The sequence below is a fragment of the Streptomyces sp. NPDC002886 genome (genome assembly GCF_042888445.1).
Classification (GTDB): Bacteria; Actinomycetota; Actinomycetes; order Streptomycetales; family Streptomycetaceae; genus Streptomyces.
In genome coordinates, this window is sequence record NZ_JBIAPV010000003.1 from 577,410 (window position 1) to 595,241 (window position 17,832).

General features: G+C 72.7%; 14 protein-coding genes. 2 read left to right on the forward strand and 12 right to left on the reverse strand.

Annotation, left to right across the window (positions count from 1 at the left end; all coding sequences use genetic code 11):
* Window positions 1-15: 15 nt before the first annotated feature.
* Both ACFYYB_RS14845 and ACFYYB_RS14850 read left to right on the forward strand, forming a co-directional pair.
* Window positions 16-2,550 carry an ABC transporter permease gene (locus ACFYYB_RS14845; protein ID WP_389435641.1) on the forward strand — a complete coding sequence of 845 codons (2,535 nt, stop codon included), beginning with the start codon at window positions 16-18 and terminating at the stop codon, window positions 2,548-2,550.
* 107 nt (window positions 2,551-2,657) lie between these two features.
* Window positions 2,658-4,235 (forward strand): alpha/beta hydrolase, encoded by a 1,578-nt coding sequence (locus ACFYYB_RS14850; protein ID WP_389435642.1) that lies wholly within the window; start codon window positions 2,658-2,660, stop codon window positions 4,233-4,235.
* Here the strand turns inward: ACFYYB_RS14850 and ACFYYB_RS14855 are convergent.
* The 12 genes from ACFYYB_RS14855 to ACFYYB_RS14910 form a co-directional block, all read right to left on the reverse strand.
* Window positions 4,232-4,792: a hypothetical protein gene (locus ACFYYB_RS14855; RefSeq protein ID WP_389435643.1), complete on the reverse strand. Its 561-nt coding sequence runs from the start codon at window positions 4,790-4,792 to the stop codon at window positions 4,232-4,234. The genes ACFYYB_RS14850 and ACFYYB_RS14855 overlap by 4 nt on opposite strands.
* Window positions 4,793-4,854: 62 nt before the next feature.
* Window positions 4,855-5,729, reverse strand: a protein-coding gene (locus tag ACFYYB_RS14860) for an IS5 family transposase (protein ID WP_389435644.1) whose coding sequence is annotated in 2 segments (ribosomal slippage) — window positions 4,855-5,337 and window positions 5,340-5,729 — 873 coding nt in all. Because the reading frame shifts where the segments join, the coding sequence is not laid out codon by codon here.
* A gap of 130 nt (window positions 5,730-5,859) precedes the next feature.
* Complete coding sequence (moeZ, locus tag ACFYYB_RS14865) at window positions 5,860-7,038, reverse strand: adenylyltransferase/sulfurtransferase MoeZ (RefSeq protein WP_266880979.1); 1,179 nt, start codon at window positions 7,036-7,038, stop codon at window positions 5,860-5,862.
* Between the two features lie 63 nt (window positions 7,039-7,101).
* Window positions 7,102-7,854: a spherulation-specific family 4 protein gene (locus ACFYYB_RS14870; RefSeq protein ID WP_389435645.1), complete on the reverse strand. Its 753-nt coding sequence runs from the start codon at window positions 7,852-7,854 to the stop codon at window positions 7,102-7,104.
* On the reverse strand, window positions 7,842-8,858 hold the full coding sequence (locus tag ACFYYB_RS14875) for an NAD-dependent epimerase/dehydratase family protein (RefSeq protein WP_389435646.1): 1,017 nt from the start codon (window positions 8,856-8,858) through the stop codon (window positions 7,842-7,844). The genes ACFYYB_RS14870 and ACFYYB_RS14875 overlap by 13 nt, the downstream gene beginning before the upstream one ends.
* 110 nt (window positions 8,859-8,968) lie before the next feature.
* Entirely contained in the window at window positions 8,969-9,880 is a 912-nt protein-coding gene (locus ACFYYB_RS14880) for a hypothetical protein (protein ID WP_389435647.1), read from the reverse strand.
* Complete coding sequence (locus ACFYYB_RS14885; RefSeq protein WP_389436202.1) at window positions 9,877-11,859, reverse strand: DUF3492 domain-containing protein; 1,983 nt, start codon at window positions 11,857-11,859, stop codon at window positions 9,877-9,879. The genes ACFYYB_RS14880 and ACFYYB_RS14885 overlap by 4 nt, the downstream gene beginning before the upstream one ends.
* A 196-nt stretch (window positions 11,860-12,055) precedes the next feature.
* Window positions 12,056-13,804: a dipeptide ABC transporter ATP-binding protein gene (locus ACFYYB_RS14890; protein WP_389435648.1), complete on the reverse strand. Its 1,749-nt coding sequence runs from the start codon at window positions 13,802-13,804 to the stop codon at window positions 12,056-12,058.
* Complete coding sequence (locus ACFYYB_RS14895; protein WP_389435649.1) at window positions 13,801-14,793, reverse strand: ABC transporter permease; 993 nt, start codon at window positions 14,791-14,793, stop codon at window positions 13,801-13,803. Before ACFYYB_RS14895 ends, ACFYYB_RS14890 begins: the two co-directional genes overlap by 4 nt.
* Complete coding sequence (locus tag ACFYYB_RS14900; protein ID WP_389435650.1) at window positions 14,790-15,773, reverse strand: ABC transporter permease; 984 nt, start codon at window positions 15,771-15,773, stop codon at window positions 14,790-14,792. Before ACFYYB_RS14900 ends, ACFYYB_RS14895 begins: the two co-directional genes overlap by 4 nt.
* Window positions 15,770-17,509, reverse strand: coding sequence for an ABC transporter substrate-binding protein (locus tag ACFYYB_RS14905; RefSeq protein WP_389435651.1), 1,740 nt, complete (start codon window positions 17,507-17,509; stop codon window positions 15,770-15,772). Before ACFYYB_RS14905 ends, ACFYYB_RS14900 begins: the two co-directional genes overlap by 4 nt.
* A 201-nt stretch (window positions 17,510-17,710) precedes the next feature.
* Window positions 17,711-17,806, reverse strand: coding sequence for an Ms4533A family Cys-rich leader peptide (locus ACFYYB_RS14910; RefSeq protein ID WP_327304688.1), 96 nt, complete (start codon window positions 17,804-17,806; stop codon window positions 17,711-17,713).
* Window positions 17,807-17,832 lie beyond the last annotated feature (26 nt).

Here is a 17,832-nt window from a genome sequence, read left to right on the forward strand (position 1 = left end):
CAGGATCCGCATCCCATGTTCCGTACCGCCCTGCGCAACGTGCTCGCGCACAAGGCCCGCCTGCTGATGACCGTGTTCGCGGTCATGCTCGGCGTCACCTTCGTCACCGGCAGCCTCGTCTACGGCGACAGCCAGAAGCAGGCCAACACCGACCGGGCGAGCGCCGGCTACGACCGCATCTCCCTCAACGTCTCGCCCAACGCCGTGCCGGGCGGCCCGCCCACCACCCTCGACTCCCGTACCGCGGCCTCCCTGGCCGAGGTCCCCGGCGTCGCCGCCGCCGCGGGCCGGGTCAACGGCTTCGCCGCCGTCGCCGACCCCGAGGGCCGGCTGCTGGGCAGTGCCGACTTCCGCAAGGGCGGCAACTTCGCCCCGGCCAAGGACGGAAAGGACCCCGCCTACGCGTTCACGGAGGGCTCCGGCCCGGGCGACGGCAAGGCCGTCGCCCTCGACGAGGCCTCCGCCACCAAGGGCGGCTACCGCGTCGGTGACACCGTGCGCGTCGGCACGAGCACCGGCGCCGCGTCCTACCGGCTCAGCGGCGTCTTCCGTACCGACGCCTCGAAGCTGTCGCCCGGCGGCAGCCTGGTGCTGTTCGCGGACACGACCGCGCAGAAGCTGTTCCTCCAGCCCGGCCACTACACCGACATCGAGATCACGGCCGCCCCCGGCACCGACGTGACCGAGCTCCTCGGCCGGGTCCAAGCGGTGATCCCCAAGGACTCCACCGCGGTCACCGGTGCCCAGCTCGCCCGGATCCAGGCGAACATGGCCTCCACCGGCAGCGACACCATGAGTCAGATCATGGTGGGCTTCGCCGCGGTCGCCCTGTTCGTGGCCACCTTCCTGATCTCCAACACCTTCACCATGCTGGTCTCCCGCCGCACCCGGGAGCTGGCCCTGATGCGGGCCGTCGGCGCCACCCGCAAGCAGGTCCGCCGGATCCTGCTCACCGAGTCCGTCCTCGTCGGCCTGATCGCCTCCGTGGCCGGCATCGTGACCGGCACAGGGGTCGCCGCCCTGCTCCAGGCCGTCTTCTCCTCCGCCGACAGCCCGGACGCCCCGCTGACCCTGCTCCCCTCCACCGTGATCATCGCGCTGCTGGTCGGCACCGCCCTGCCCGTGATCGCCGCCTGGGTACCGGTCCGCCGGGCCATGGCCATCCCGCCCGTCGCCGCGCTCGGCGCCGCCGAACCCGCCGCCCCCGCGCGGGCCGGCTCCCTGCGCACCGGGATCGGCGCCGCCCTGCTGCTCACCGGCCTGGCCACGACCCTGTACGGAGCCCTCACGGCGTCGGACACCAAGGACGCCCGCACCGTCATCGCCCTCGGCGCGGCCCTCACCCTGTCCGGCGCCCTCGCCCTCATCCCCCTGCTGTCCCGGCCGTTCACCGCCCTGCTCCGCCCGCTGCTGCTCCGCCTCAGCCCGGTGCACGGCGACCTCGCCGCCCGCAACACCGTGCGCGATCCGCGACGTACCGGCGCCACCGCCTCGGCGCTCGCCATCGCCCTCGCGCTCGCCTCGGGCCTGTCCGTCCTCGGCGCCTCCGCCACCCAGTACCTCGACGGCGCGACCACCCGGGACATCACCGGCGACTACCTGGTGCAGGCCCCCTCGGGCGGGCAGCGGCTGACCCCCGCCACCGCCGAGCCCCTCAAGAAGCTGACCGGCGCCACCTTCAGCCCCCTCAACCAGTCCACCGAGTACGAGATCGGCGGCGTCCGCTCCGTCCTGACCGGCGTCGACCCCGCCGCCATCGGCCGCCTCCTGCGCTACGAGGTGACCGCGGGCTCCCTCGACAGCCTCGGCCAGGGCAAGGTCGCCGTCGCCGACTACAAGGCCAAGGCCAACGGCTGGAAGGTCGGCCAGAGCCTCCCCGTGAAGCGGCAGGACAAGCAGGGCGAGGTCACCATCGGGGCGATCTACCACGCGGAGGAGCAGAGCAAGGTGCTGCCCAGCATCACCGCGCCCGACTCCCTGGTCGCCCGCTTCGACGCCACCCCGTACACCGACGCGATCGTCGTGGCCACCGCGGGCGGCCCCGGCCGGGCCCAGCTCGCGAGCCTGGTCAAGGCGCTCGGCGACAACCCCGCCCTGTCCGTCCTCGACAAGGAGGCCATCCGCGCGGAGGACACCAGCGGCATCGGCGACCAGCTGAGCATCTTCTACGCGATGCTCAGCATGGCCCTGGTGATCGCCGCCCTGGGCATCGCCAACACCCTCGCGATGTCCGTGCTCGAACGCCGCAAGGAGATCGGCACGCTCCGCGCCCTCGGCCTGGACCGCGCCGGAGTGACCCGGATGATCCGCATCGAGGCCCTGCTCGTCGGCGCGCTCGGCGCGGCCGTCGGCACCGTGATGGGCGTCTTCACGGGCTGGGCCCTCGGCAACACCCTCCAGGAGAGCGTCGCCGGATACGCCCTGGTCATCCCTTGGGGACAGCTGGCCCTCGGTGTGCTGCTCGCCCTGGCCGGCGCCCTGCTCGCCTCCCTGTGGCCGGCCCGCCGGGCCGCCGGTGTCGACATCCCCGCCGCCACGGCCGCCCAGTGACCGATCGGACCTGACCGCTCGGACGTGACCGACCGCGCGCCCCGCCCCCGTGACCCGGATGGGTCAGCGCGGGGGCGGGGCGCGCGACACGCGCACAGGATGAAGACATGCCCACACACGCCCTGCGGGTCGCCGCTGCCGCCGCCGCTGCCGCCGCGCTGCTCGCCACCAGTGCCTGTTCCGACGGCGGAGGCAAGGAGAAGAGGGGCAAGGACGGCGCCGCTCAGGGCATCAAGAAGCCCAAGTGGGGCGAGTGCGAGGCCCCCACCCCCGCCGAGGGGGTCGGGCAGGTTCCCGGCAAGGACTGGCAGTGCGCCGTCCTCGACGTGCCCCTCGACTACGCCGAGCCGGAAGGGGAGACGATCCCGCTGGCGCTGATCCGGGCCAAGGCCCGCGACAAGGACAAGCGGATCGGCTCGCTCGTCTTCAACTTCGGCGGCCCCGGCGGCTCCGGCATCAGCACCCTGCCCGGCGCGGCGAAGGACTACGGCGCCCTGCGCGAGCGGTACGACCTGGTCAGCTTCGACCCGCGCGGGGTCGGCCGCAGCGCGCCCGTGCTGTGCGAGGACGACAAGCAGCTGGACGCGTACTACGCCGCCGACTCGAGCCCCACGACGCCGGAGGAGGAGAAGCAGTTCCTCGCCACCTCCAAGAAGTACAAGGAAGCCTGCGAGGCGAAGTCCGGCAAGGTGCTGCCGCACGTCGGCACGGAGAACGCGGCCCGTGACCTGGACCGGCTCCGCCAGGCCCTCGGCGACGAGAAGCTGAACTACTTCGGCATCTCCTACGGCACCGAGCTCGGCGGGGTCTACGCCCACCTCTTCCCCAAGAACGTCGGCCGGGCCGTCTTCGACGCCGTGGTCGACCCGACCAAGAACTCCGAGCAGAGCGCCCTCGGCCAGGCCAAGGGCTTCCAGCTCGCGCTCGACAACTTCGCCCAGGACTGCGTGAACCGCGGCGACTCCTGCCAACTCCAGGGCAGCACCGTCAAGGAGATCGAGGCGAACATCATCAAGCTCCAGAAGGAGCTGGCGGTCAAGCCCATCCCCGGCTCCGGCGACCGGCTGCTCACGGACGACGCCGCGACCAACGGCATCGCCTTCGCCCTGTACTCCAAGGAGGCCTGGCCCCTGCTGGAACAGGGCCTGGACGAGGCCGAAGGCGGCCAAGGGCAGCTGCTGCTCGCCATGTCCGACGCGCTGAACGGCCGAGACCCGAAGGGCACCTACAGCAACATCGGATCGGCCAACACCGCCATCAGCTGTGCCGACTCGAAGGACCGGTACACCCTCGCCCAGACCAAGGCGAAGCTGCCGGAGTTCCGCGCCGCCTCGCCCGTCTTCGGGGACTTCCTCGGCTGGGCCATGATGGGCTGCACCGACTGGCCCGTCGCCGGCGCCTGGAACACCCCGGACGTCTCCGCCCCCGGCTCGGCGCCGATCCTGGTGATCGGCAACACCGGTGACCCGGCGACCCCGTACGAGGGCGCCCGCAAGATGGTCGAGCGGCTCGGCCCCGGCGTCGGCGTGGAGCTCACCTTCAAGGGCGAGGGGCACGGCGCCTACAACAGCGGCGACCCCTGCGTGCAACAGGCCGTGAACTCCTACCTGCTCGACGGGAAGGTGCCAGGCGGGGGCACGGTCTGCACGGCGTCGAAGTCCCCGACGCCGACCGCACCCGTCTAGGGCCTGTTGTGAAAGTGGCCGAGGTCCGCAATCTTCATCGCCCACGCACAGAAGGCGGCAATCTCGCTGGGCTTCATTTGCTGGTGCTGAGGAACCGAGTCTGCGGTTGCAGCGTCCAGGAGGTCCGCCAGGCCGAGGTGGTGCCAGTCCTCGTAGAAAGTGTTGTAGGCGCGCATCAGTGGGGCGACCTTGTACCGGATGCCGGCCACTTCGTCGGGTCCCAGGCCGGCCTGGTCCAGGCGGGCCTGAGTGGCGGCTTGGCGCTCGTTGGTGAACTCGGTGTCGAGGAAGGGCTCGAGAAGGTCGCCCCACACGTCGGGCCTGGACCGTCGGGGAATCCGGTTGTCGATGCAGAAGCGTTCCAGTTCGGTACGCCGTTTGGCCGAGACGAAGACGGTCTCTCCCGAGACAGTCCGGATCTCCGGTGGGGAGACATCCGGGTCGGCGTCCCGTATGACCGCCGCGGGGATGATGCCTTTGGGGGCGAAATCTGCAGGAAGGGGGGCAGACTCCGGAAGGCGGACGTGGTCGCCAGCGAGAACAACATGGAGTATCACCCGGTCATCCTGGCCGACGGCAGGCGGGGAAGGAATGGGTGATCTACTTCCGGTCGGCAGTGTCAGAGCCACTCGTTGATGGCTGCGACCAGGACGGTCGCTTCGTAGCGGACGGCGAGTTTGTCGTACCTGGTGGCGACGGCTCGGTGGCGCTTGAGGCGGTTGATCCCGCACTCGACCGCGTGCCGCTGCTTGTAGTCGTCTCGGTCGAACTTCGGCGGCCGACCTCCGTGCGAGCCACGTCCCTGCCGGTTGCGGATCCGGTCCGCCGGGAGCGGGATCGTGGCCTTGATCCCGCGTCTGCGCAGGTAGGAGCGGTTGCTGCGGGAGTCGTACGCCTTGTCGGCCCGCACTCGGTCCGGGCGCTTGCGCGGCCTGCCCAGGCCGAGCCGGGGCACCCGGATCGCTTCCATGACCGGCTCGAACTGCGGGGAATCGCCGCGTTGCCCGGCCGTGATCACCAGGGACAAGGGCTTCTGTCCCTGCTCGACGGCCAGGTGAATCTTGGTGCTCAGCCCGCCGCGGGAACGTCCGATGCCGTGGTCGGAGGGCTCAATGAAGACTCCGCCGGGCGGCTCCTTCTGGAGATCCCCCTTTTCGCCGCCCCGGCGGCATGCTGGTGGGCCCGGCAGACGGTGGAGTCGACGTTCACGTCCCAGGTGATCAGGCCTTTCGCGTCCGCCTCGGCCTGGAGCCGGGTGAGGATCCCGGTCCAGGTTCCATCCCGCTGCCAGCGTCGGAACAGGTCGTAAACCCGGTCCCAGGGCCCGTATCTTTCGGGCACGTCCCGCCACGGAGCACCGGTCCGGGTCCGCCACCGTATGCCGTCTATCAGCTGCCGGCGCGTCCACACCTGCGGCCGGCCCGACTTGATGCCCTGCGGCAGCAACGGCTCAAGCCGGGCCCACTGGCCGTTCGTCAGATCTCCACGTCCCACGAGACGTGATCATGAAGGAACAAGATCCACTTTCGCAACAGACCCTAGGCCCGCGACACACGGAACGCACCGGAACACGGCGAAGGGGCCGTACCTCGCGCGAGCGAGGTACGGCCCCTTCCGGTGACTTCTAGTAGACCGGCTTCTCGGGCTCGATCTGGTGGACCCAGCCGATGACGCCGCCGCCGACGTGGACCGCGTCCGCGAAGCCCGCGGACTTCAGGACCGCGAGGACTTCCGCACTGCGGACACCCGTCTTGCAGTGCAAGACGATGCGCTTGTCCTGCGGCAGGTCCTGGAGGGCGGTGCCCATCAGGAACTCGCCCTTGGGGATCAGCTTCGCGCCGGGGATCGAGACGATCTCGTACTCGTTGATCTCGCGGACGTCGATGATCTCGATCGGCTCGTCGTTGTCGATCCACTCCTTGAGCTGCTTGGGAGTGATCGTCGAGCCGAGCGCGGCCTCCTGGGCCTCCTCCGACACGACGCCGCAGAAGGCCTCGTAGTCGATGAGCTCGGTGACGGTCGCGTTCGGACCGCAGACCGCGCAGTCGGGGTCCTTGCGGACCTTGACCTGGCGGTACTGCATCTCCAGGGCGTCGTAGATCATCAGGCGGCCGACCAGCGACTCGCCGACGCCCGTGAGGACCTTGATGGCCTCGGTGACCTGAATGGACCCGATGGACGCGCAGAGCACGCCCAGCACGCCGCCCTCGGCGCAGCTCGGGACCATGCCCGGCGGGGGCGGCTCCGGGTAGAGGCAGCGGTAGCACGGGCCGTGCTCGGACCAGAAGACCGAGGCCTGGCCGTCGAAGCGGTAGATCGAGCCCCAGACGTACGGCTTGTTCAGCAGCACGCAGGCGTCGTTCACGAGGTAGCGCGTGGCGAAGTTGTCCGTGCCGTCGACGATGAGGTCGTACTGGCTGAAGATCTCCATCACGTTGTCGGCTTCGAGCCGCTCTTCGTGAAGGACCACGTTCACGTACGGGTTGATGCCCAGCACGCTGTCGCGGGCCGACTCGGCCTTGGAACGGCCGATGTCCGCCTGGCTGTGGATGATCTGGCGCTGGAGGTTCGACTCGTCGACCTCGTCGAACTCCACGATGCCCAGCGTGCCGACACCGGCCGCGGCCAGGTACATGAGGGCGGGCGAGCCGAGGCCGCCCGCGCCCACGGCCAGCACCTTGGCGTTCTTCAGGCGCTTCTGGCCGTCCATCCCCACGTCGGGGATGATCAGGTGGCGGGAGTACCGACGGACCTCGTCAACGGTGAGCTCAGCAGCTGGCTCTACCAGGGGTGGCAGCGACACGGGGACTCCGTAGATGATTAAGTCTTAACGGTGGTTCTTCCCGTAACACTGCCACGCCCTCCTTCATTCCGAGACACCCGGTCCGATCCGCGAGACGATTTCGTCCCAGTACCCGGGCATCGACGCCCAGGGATCCCGGTCCGCGGCCCCGCGCCGGTCGGTGAACCAGATGGTCCCCGCGCCCTGCCAGCGAGCGATCCGCAGCGCCTCCTCCAGATGCGTGCGCGGTACCCCGTGCACGAGGTGACAGAACGTCTCCGGCGGGTGGTCCGCCGTCCACTCCGCCACCTGCGACCAGCGGTAGTCGGCCCAGTTCCCGGAGAAGGTGACCAGCTGGTCGGCGGTCTCCGTATATCCCTCGTAGGGATGGGTGCCGTGTCCGAGGACGATCCGCAGGTCCTCGCCGAGGCCCCGCAGGGTGTCCGCGACCCGGCGCACGGAGGCCAGTTCCGCCTTCCCCGCCGGGGCGTCGGCGAGGTAGAAGCCGTCGGCTCCGTACCAGTCCCGGAAGCGGTGGGCGTCGGAGATCAGCTCCCCGAAGGACCGCTCGCCGTCTCGCATGGCGAGATGGCCGAGGACCTCGCCGCCCGCGTGACGGAGCTTCGCTGCGGCCTCCGTGCAGTGCGGGTCGGGCCGGCCGCCCGGGCCGTCCGTGACGTTGAGGACGGCCCAGTGCAGGGGGGTGCCGGGCCGGGTCAGCTCGGCCCACTCCACCGGGGCGAGCAGCGGATGCGCGTACCCGGGGACCCCCAACCCCAGCCTGCCCGCCTCGGTGGCCGCCTGGCCGGTGACCGGCGGGGTGGTCAGATGCGGCACGCCGCCTCCATCCAGATGTCCGCGAGGGACTCCTCCAGGTTGATCCGCGGCCGCCAGCCGAGCCGGTCGCGGGCGGTACGGACGTCCGCCTGCTGCCAGGCTCCGCACCCGTCCGGGTAGGGGTACGGGGGCTGGGCCGTCGCGGCGGCGAGCTGCTCGGCCGTGGCCTCGGAGCGCGGGGAGCCGATGGCGGCGAGCCCGGCGGGCCGCCCGAGGTGCCCGTGCGCCTGCGGGTGCTGGGCGTGCTGCGGTACGTCGATCTCGTGCAGCGAGCCTCCGTACCCGGCGACCCGTGCCAGCACCCCGGCCGCGTCGCGCAGCCGGACCGCCCGGCCGGTGCCGATGTTGACGACGCCCTGGGCCGCCGACAGCGACGCGGCGTGCACCGCCCGCGCCACGTCCCGTACGTCGACGAAGTCGCGCTGCACGCCGAGCCCGCTGAGCTTGAGCTCGCCGTCCCCGGACTGCATCGCGCGCCGCATGGCCTCGGCGAGCCGGCCGAGGGGGGATCCGGCGGGGGTGCCGGGGCCGACGGGCGAGAAGACCCGCAGGACGACGGCGTCCAGCCCGGAGCCGAGCACGAGCTCGGTGGCGGCCAGTTTGCTGACTCCGTACGGCCCTCCCGGTCTGGGGACGGCGTCCTCGGCCGTGGAGGACCCGGGCTGGCTGGGCCCGTACTCGGCGGCGCAGCCGAGCTGGACGAGCCGGGCACCGCAGCCGCTGCGGCGCAGCGATTCGCAGATCGTGGCCACCGCGACGGTGTTGTGCCGGGTGAGTTCGCGGGCACCGCCCCGGGTGGCTCCGGCGCAGTTGATGACGACGCCCGGGTGGACGGCGTCGAGGAACCGGGTGAGCGCACCGGGACTGCCGGTGGCGAGGTCGAAGCGCACGTCCGCGTCGTCGCCGCGGCCGAGCGCGGTGAGCTGGACCGCGGGGTCGGCGAGCAGCCGGTCCGCGACGTAGCGTCCGAGGTATCCGTTGGCTCCGATCAGCAGCACCCTCATCGCGCGGCCCCTTGGTTGGTTGGCTGGCCGGTCATGTCCTGTGTCTCCTTGCTGGATGGGTGGATAGGGGGTGGGGGGGTAGGGCGCTTCGGTGTCTGCTTCCGAAGGTTTCAGGGCCGCTGCGCGTGCGCGGAGGCCCGCGACAGCGCGAGGACGGCGGGTACGAGGACTCCCACCGCGGCGGCGAACGGCGCCGCCGGGACCGGGAGCAGGGCGAGTACGAGGGCCAGGGCCGCCGCGAGGGCTCCGCGGGGGGCTCCGTGGCCGAGCAGCAGCCGGGTCAGGAGGAGCAGCACCGCGAGCGGTACGGCCACCGCCAGGGGGGTCCCGGCCAGGGCGGCCGCTCCCGCGGCGGCCGCGGCGTACAGCGCGAGCGTCCCGAGGAGCAGCGGTCTCACCCCGTCGGCGAAGTCCTCCAGGGCCCGGCTCCCGGCGAGCCGGCTCCGGGCGCGGGCCGCGAAGACGGCGCCGGCCAGGTGTCCGGGGGCGGCGGCCACGGCCAACGCGACGCCGAGCGCGGTGCCGTGGCGGTGCACGGCCCAGCCGAGGGCGGCGGCGGCCAGGAGGTACACGGCGGCGGGGAACCGGCCTCCGGCGGCTCGGCCGGGCCGGCCGAGCGCGGCGACGGTGACGAGCACCGCCAGGGCTCCGGCCCAGGGCACCCCGGCGGCGGCCGTGCCGAGGGCGAGGGCCCCGGGCAGCAGCGCGTAGCCGAAGCCCCGTACGGCCCTGGCGCGGTCCGGGATCCCGGCCGGCGGGGCGGGCGGGGTGCCGTCGCGGGGGGTCCGGGCGTAGAGCTCCTCCGCGAGGGAGAAGACGTCGCGGTGGCGGAACCGGGCGGCGGTACGGTCGGTGATGCCGTGCGCCTCCAGCCCGGCGGCGATCTCCAGCGGGTCCACGGCGTGCTCGCAGAGCTCCCGGTGGCGGTGGAGCAGCGCCTTGACGGGATCCCCGGCGGAGCGGGCCCGGCGGGGCGGGGGCGGGTCCAAGGGGGGGATGGCTGCGTCCAGGGGCACGGTCACGCGGAGGCCTCCGAACCGGCGGCGCGCGCGGCCCGCGCGGCGGGCACCATGACGCGGTCCGCGTACGGGGCCGGGTCGGGGTGCGAGACCTGGTCGGCGTGCGGGGCCCGGTCGGCGGCCCGGCCTGCGCCGTGCCCGGCGGGGCCGGCGTCGGGGGCACTGCCCGGCCCCGGGACGGCGGCCCGGCCCGGGTCGGGAGCCCCGGTCACGTCGGCCTGCGGGCCGGCGGCGGCGCCCCCGGCCGGCGCGTCGACCTGACCGGAGACCGGAGCCGAGGCCGGACCGGCGGCCGGATCCGAGGCCGGACCGGCGGCCCGGCCCTCGGAAGGGGCGGACGGGGGTACGGATCCGGAGTGGGGCGCGGCCCAGGTGGGGGTGGCCCAGTGGCCCGGGACCCGGGCCTCGGGCGGCTGCTCGAAGGGCACCCCCGCGCCGTCGGGGCGGGCCGGGCCGTGGGCCAGCAGTCGCAGGTAGGCGTCCTGGAAGGCGGCGACGTTCTGCTCGACGGTGAACAGTTCGAGGGCCCGTGCCCGGGCGGCCGACCCGAGCCGCTGGGCCCGCTCGGGGTCCCGCAGCAGCGTGACGCAGGCCTCGGCGAGCGCGCGCGGATTGCGCGGCGGCACCACGAGACCGGTCCCGCCGATCACCTCGACGACGGCGCCGACGTCGGTGGACACCGTGGCCCGGCCGCAAAACATCGCCTCGGCCAGGGTGATGGGGAAGCCCTCGATGACGGAGGAGAGCACCACCACCCGCCCGGAGCCGTACGCGTGGGCCGGTGACGGCACGTCGGGGCCGCCGATCTCCTCGAAGGTGACCGGGTTCTCGCCGACCGCGTGCGCGTCGGCGGCCTCGTCGGGGAAGAGCTGCGCGGCGAGCGAGCGGCAGTCGGCCAGGTAGCCGTGCCCGACCTCGTGGTGCCCGCCGCCGGGACCCGCACCGGGGCCCGCACCGCCCGGGCCCGTCCCGACCGAGGTCGCGAAGATCCGCAGCCGGGCGCGCGGTTCGGCCCTGCGCACTTCGGCGAAGGCGTGCAGCAGCGCGATCAGGTCCTTGGCGGGGTCCACCCGGCCGACCCAGACGAGCGTGTGCGGGTCCCCGCAGGCCGGGTCCTCGCCCACCGCGGCGAATCGGTCCGCCTCCATCCCGGGGTAGACCGTGCGCAGCCGCTCGCGGGAGGCCCCGCAGCGTTCCTGCCAGCGCCGGGCATGCGCGTTGCCGGGGGTGAGCAGGTCGGCCTGGGCGTAGATCTCGCCGGCCAGCCGGGTGTGGAACGCCGCGAGCAGGGCCCGTACGGCCGGCCGCTCGTCCCGCGCGGACTGCGCGAGGTAGTGGGCCCGGAGCTGGACCCCGTACTCGGTGACCAGGAGCGGTACTCCGAAGAAGCGTTTGGCCAGGAGCCCGGGCAGCGCCGCGACACCGCCCGCGGCGGCGTGGCAGACGTCGACCTCGCTGAGCTCCTCGTACCAGTCCAGGGACAACGGCCGCAGCATCCGCTCCAGTTCGTCCACGAACTCCAGCAGGTCCGCGACCTGCGCCCGCTGCACTTCCCTGCTCGCCTCCGGGGCGCGGCAGGCGGACTCCACCGCCCGTACGGCCGTCTCGGAGCGCAGTGCCGCGTACAGCCCGCCCTGTTCCGAGGCGAGGGCGGCCAGCCCGTACAGCCCGTCCGCGAACCGCACGGGGTCGGCTCCGCAGATCCCGCGGACCAACTCCGTGAAGGCGGCGGCGAAGCGGCGGCGCTCGCGGCGCCGGTAGCTGCGCCCGTCGTCGGCCGGAGCCCACAGCGGGGCGGTCCGCACCCGGGTGACGTGGGAGGGCAGCGGCACCCGGCCGCGCTCCTCCTGCTCGGCGCTGCGGCTCAGGGCGTAGAGCTCGAACTCGTGCTGGGGAAGCCCGCGCACGAGCCGGTCGCACCACAGCCTCGCTTCCCCCGTGGCATACGGATAACCACCTTCCGTGAGCAGTCCGATCCGCACGAGTGGCACCCCCGATCTCCCGTTTCAGGCGGTCTCCGTCGGTCCGGCGACCCGCCGGATACGAACTCAAGCGGATATGCCGAAGGCGCGACGGACGGTTGTCCGTCGCGCCACCGGAAGGGGTGAAGAGTCGTAACTTTCCCGTACGGTTCGCGTTCGAGCGCGCTAAGAAGACACAAGGGCCGCGCGGAGCGGTCTACGAGGCTCCCGCGAGCACGCCCCCGGAGCGGCGCCGGCCGAGCCGGCGGGCGGCGGCCAGGGCCGGATCGAGGGACGGGACGGCGGCCAGCAGCTCCCGGGTGTAGGCGTGCGCCGGCCGGTCGTAGACCTCGTCGACGGGGCCCTCCTCCACGATCACCCCGCCCCGCATGACCGCGACCCGGTCGCTCACCTGACGCACCACCGCGAGGTCGTGCGCGATGAAGACCAGCGCGATGCCGAGCTCCCGCTGGAGTTCGGCCAGCAGGGCGGTGACCTGCGCCTGTGTGGTCACGTCGAGCGCCGAGACGGGCTCGTCGCAGACGATCAGCCGGGGCCGGGGCGCGAGGGCCCGGGCGATGCCGACGCGCTGGCGCTGGCCTCCGCTGAACTCGTGCGGGTACCGGTCGTAGTGCGCCTCCTCCAGGCCCACCCGGACCAGCAGTTCACCGACCCGGGCCCGGATCGCGCGCTGGTCCCGCTCCCCCGCCGCGCGCAGCGGATCCGCGATGGACTCGCCGATGGAGCGGCGCGGGTTGAGGGAGGACACCGGGTCCTGGAACACCATCTGCACCCCGGGCACCACCCCGACGCTCTCGACCCCGTCCCGCCGCACCTGCCCGGAACCGGGCTCCAGCAGCCCGACGAGCATCCGCCCGAGGGTGCTCTTGCCGCTGCCGCTCTCCCCGACGATCCCCAGCGTCTCCCCGCCCCGCACGAACAACGACACCCCGCCCACGGCCGCCACCCGCCGCTTCCCCCGCCCGAACTCCTTCCGCAGGGAGAACGCCTCGACGACGGGCGCGGGCTCCAGCGGCGCCGCCTCCCGCCTCGCCCGGGGCGATTCCAGCCCCGCCGACGCTTGAGGCGCGGGCACGGGCACCGGCACGGGCAGCGCCCGTTCCGCCCCCGGCCGGGGCACCCGCACCGCGTCGAGCCGCGGCACGGCCGCCAGCAGCGCCGCGGTGTACGGATCGGCCGGAGCGGAGAGCACCGATTCCACCGGGCCCCGCTCCACGACACCCCCGTCCCGCATCACCAGCACCGCGTCCACGTTCTCCGCCGCCACCCCCACGTCGTGCGTGACCAGCAGCAGCCCGAGCCCCCGCTCCTCCCGCAGTCCGTGCAGCAGGTCGAGGATCTGCGCCTGGACGGTGACGTCCAGCGCCGTGGTCGGCTCGTCCGCGATCAGCAGCTTCGGTTCGCACGCCAGCGCCATCGCGATCAGGGCCCGCTGCCGCATGCCCCCGCTGAACTCGTGCGGCCGCGCGCGGGAGCGGCGTACCGCGTCGGGTATGCCCACCCGGTCCAGCACCTCCACCGCCCGGGCCCGGGCCGCCCGCCGCGAGACGGAGGCGTGCACCCGGTACACCTCGGCGATCTGGTCGCCGATGGCGTAGTACGGGTCCAGGGAGCTCAGCGGGTCCTGGAAGACCATCGCGGCGACGGCCCCGCGCAGCTCCCGGAGCTGCGCCGGGGAGGCCGTGCCCACGTCGGTGCCGCCGACCCGGACGGTGCCGCCGAGCCGTGCTCCGGTGCCGTGGTGCAGCCCCAACAGGGCCGCGGCGACCGTGGACTTGCCGCTCCCGGACTCGCCCACGATGGCCAGGGCGCGGCCGGGCTCCAGGGTGAAGGACACCCCGTCGACGGCCCGCAGGTACTCCCCCGGCCGGCCGACCGGGAAGTCGACGGTGAGGCCGGTGACGTCCACCAGCGAACCGGTCGTACCGGTCGTCGTGTCGGTCATGCCAGAACCACCCTTCGGTCCGCGACGGCGTACAGCACGTCGGCGACGACGCCCGCGAGCACGACGGCCGCGCCGATCGCGAGCACCACGCCCACCACGACGGGCAGGTCCACCACGCGTACGCCGTCGATGAGGGTCTTGCCGAGTCCGGGGATCCCGAACAGCGACTCGGTCAGCACGGCGCCGCCGATCATCGTGCCGAAGTCCACCGCGCTGAGCGCGATCACCGGGGCCACCGCGCCCCGCACGGCGTGCCGGGTCACGACGGCCCGCTCCCCCACCCCGTAGGCGCGGAAGGTGCGGATGTGGTCCTCGGCGAGCGTCTCCAGGATGGAACTGCGGCTCAGCCGGGCGTACTTGGCGCTCTCGAAGAAGCCGAGGGTCACCCAGGGCAGCAGCATGTTCCACGCCCACTGCTCGGGATCGTCGCCGAGCGGTACGTACGTGGGGAAGGGCAGCCACTGGAGGTAGGCGCAGACGGCCATGAGCAGCAGCAGCCCGAGGATGAAGACGGGGGTGCCGGTGGCGGCGAGGGTGACCACGGTCAGGGCCCGCTCGGTGAAGCCGCCGCGGCGCAGCGCGGACAGCAGTCCGGTGCCGACGCCGATCACGAGCCAGATGACCAGCGCGCCCAGCGCCAGCGACAGGGTGGCGGGGAGCCGCTCCAGCAGCAGCTCGGTGACCTGCTGGTCGTTCTGGTACGAGAATCCGAGGCAGGGCGCGTCGCAGTGCAGGACGAGCCCGGCGCCGCCGGAGGAGTCGCGGCCCACGAGCAGGCCCTGGAGGAAGTGCAGGTACTGCGCGACCACCGACTCGTTCAGCCCGAGCTGTTCGCGCACCTGGGCGATCTGCGCCGGGTTGCAGCGCTCCCCGCAGGCGAGGCGGGCGGCGTCGCCGGGGACCAGGTAGAAGAGGGCGTAGATCACGACGGACAGGGTGAGCAGCACGAGCAGTGCGCCGCCGGTCCGTTTGAGCACGAAGCGGGTCACGCCTTGCGCTCCTTTCTGGTGCCGACCCGCAGCCGCGAGTCCTCGCGCGGGTCGAGGGCCGTACGGACGGCGTCGCCGAGCACCGTGAAGGCGAGCACGGTGACGAAGAGCAGCCCGGCGGGGAGCAGGACGTAGGCGGGGTCGGCGCGGAACCAGGTCTGGGCGCTGGACAGCATCTGCCCCCACGAGGGGGTGGGCGGTTTCACGCCGACCCCGAGGAAGGACAGGGAGGCCTCGACCACCATGGCGGTCGGGACCTTGATCGCGGCGAGGGTGATGACGGGCGCGGCCAGCGAGGGCAGCAGCTCCCGTCGGGCGATCCGCAGCGTGCCGTTGCCCGAGAGCCGGGCGGCGTCCACGAAGTCCAGCTCCTTGAGGGAGAGGGTCTGGGCGCGCACCATCCGGGCGACGCCGCCCCAGTCGAGCAGCCCGATGACGAGGATCAGCAGCAGCGGCCGCGGGAACCCGGGCGGGACGACGGCGGTGAGCGCGATGGCGATCACCAGCAGGGGCAGGGCGATCATCACGTCGGTGAACCGGCTGACGACCTGGCCCGCGAACCGCCCGCCGAGCGCGACGGCGAGCCCGACGCCCACGCCGACGAGGACCTGGACGGCGGTGGCGCCGAGCGCGACGAGCAGGGAGACCCGGGCTCCGTAGAGCAGCCGGGTGAACAGGTCGCGGCCGGTGCCCGGTTCGACGCCGAGCCAGTGCTCGCCCGAGATCCCGCCGAAGGAGCCGAGCGGGACGCCCCCTCGCGCGGAGTCGACGAGCTCGTCGTGGTAGGCGTTCGGGTCCTGGCCGGTGAGGTGGGCGAACAGCGGGGCGGTGAGGGCGAGCAGGACGAGGAGCGCGAGGACGGCGGCCGCCGCCACGGCCGAGGGCCGGGCGCGCAGCCGCCGCCAGACCTGCCGTCCGGCGCCCGGACCCGGGGTGGTGACCCCGGGTCCGGGCGCCGACCGCTGGGCGAGGAGCGTCACTTGACCGCGACCTGCGAGACGTCGAGGACGCCGGTCCAGTCGCTGATGACGACGTTCTTGACGTCCTTGCCGACGAGCCGCTTGTAGACCGGGTGGAAGAGCGGTACGTCGAGCGCCTGCTCGCCGATCTTCTTGTCGAGGGCGCCCCAGCGCTTGCCGGCCGCCGCGAGGTCGGTCAGCTTGGCGATCTCGTCGATCTCGGTGTTGACCGCCGCATCGTTGAGCTGCGCGTGGTTGTAGTTGGAGCCGTTGGTGACGATCTGGCGGCCGTCGTAGATCGGCGCGAGGAAGGGTGCGCCGGACGGCCAGTCGGCGCCCCAGCGGGAGAGGAAGAAGCCGGGGGTGTTCTTGACGTCCCAGCGCTTCTCGTTGAAGGCGTTGTTCTCCAGCCCCTCGAGCTTGACGGTGATCCCTGCGGCGGCGAGGCCCTGCTGCACGGCGGTGGCGACCTCGGGGCTGGTCTGCCGGTTCTGGGCGTTGGAGTGGGTGAGCGTGATGGTCAGCCCGTCCTTGAAGCCCGCCTCGGCCAGCAGCGCCTTGGCCTTGGCCGGGTCTCCGGTCTTGCCGGCCGGGAAGTGGTCGTACGGGGTGAAGCCGAAGGCCTCCTGCTCGGGCAGGAAGGTGGTGGCGGGCTCGGCGAGGGCGGAGCCGCCGGCGGCGTTGATCACGCTGGTGCGGTTGATCGCGTAGGAGATGGCCTGGCGGACCTTCGGGTTGTCGAAGGGGGCGACCTTCGGGTTGAAGGCCAGGTAGTTGACGTAGCCGAAGTGCCCGGTGCCGACCCGCCCGTTCAGCTCCTTGTTGTCGCCGATCTGGGCGAGTTCGGCCGGCCCGAGGTTCGTGTCCGTGGTGACGGCTGCCGCGTCGGCGCCGGAGCTGGTGGACAGGCGCTGGTTGATGACCGCCGCGTCGAGCCCGGAGCGGACGTCGATCTTGTCCGGGTAGGCCTTGCGCTCCTCGTCGGTCTTCTCGTCCCAGTTCTCGTTGCGTTCCAGGGTGAGGTGTTCGCCGTCGTTCTCGTTCTTGACGACCTTGTACGGGCCGGAGGAGACCGGGTGCTCCTCGTACTTGACCCCGGTGTCCTTGGCCTTGGGCACCGGCGCGAACTGCGTCTGCGTGGCGAGGAAGGGGAACTCCCCCTCGGGCTTGCGGAGTTTGAAGACGATCGTCTTCGCGTCGGGCACGGTGATCGAGTCGAGCCCCTTGCCGCCGTCCTTGTACGGGCCCTCGTAGGTGTCCCCGCCGACCAGCCAGTCGCGCAGGTACGGCGCTCCGCCGGACAGCTCGGCGGCGAAGGACCGCTCGATGCCGTACTTGATGTCGGCGCTGGTGATGGGCGAGCCGTCCTCGTACTTCAGCCCGTCCTTGAGCGTGTACGTCCACTCGGTGGCATCGGCGTTGGGCTTGCCCAGGTCGGTGGCCAGGTCGGGCACCACCTTGGCGCCGGCCGGGCCCGCCTCGCGGTTGCGGGTGGTGAGCGTGCGGAAGACGAGCGAGGGGACGTTGCCGCCGCCGGAGGTGTACAGGCGGGCCGGGTCGAAGTCGCTCTGCGGCTCGTTGTTGAGGACGGTCAGGGTGCCGCCCTTCTGCGGGGCGGCCCCGGCGGCGCCCGGCTTGTCACCGGCGGACGCCTTGTCCGTGCCGTCCTTGGGCCCGCAGGCGGCGGCGCCCCCGGCCAGAACGACGCTGACGGCGACCGCGGCCACGCGGCGCGATATGAGGGACTGACGGGCCATGGGAAAAGGGACCTCTCGGCGTGAAGGGAGATGCGGAAAAGGCCACGCGAGGGGCAGCGGTCCACGTCGGGGCGGTCGGCGGCGCGCCGACGGCGGGGACGGAAGAACGGAAGAAGCCGCGCCTGCGGGCTGGAAGCCCCGGGCGCGGCGGAACGATCGGAAAAACGATCGAGAAAGGGACGTCGCGCGCTCAGGGAGGCGTCAGCGACAGAGGATGTCGGCCACGCTGTGCGCGGTCACACCAAGCAGCGCCAGCTCAATGGCGGCGCTCGCGGTGGTGGTGTGAATGTGCGACATGCGGAGAACAATGACCGACCATCGAA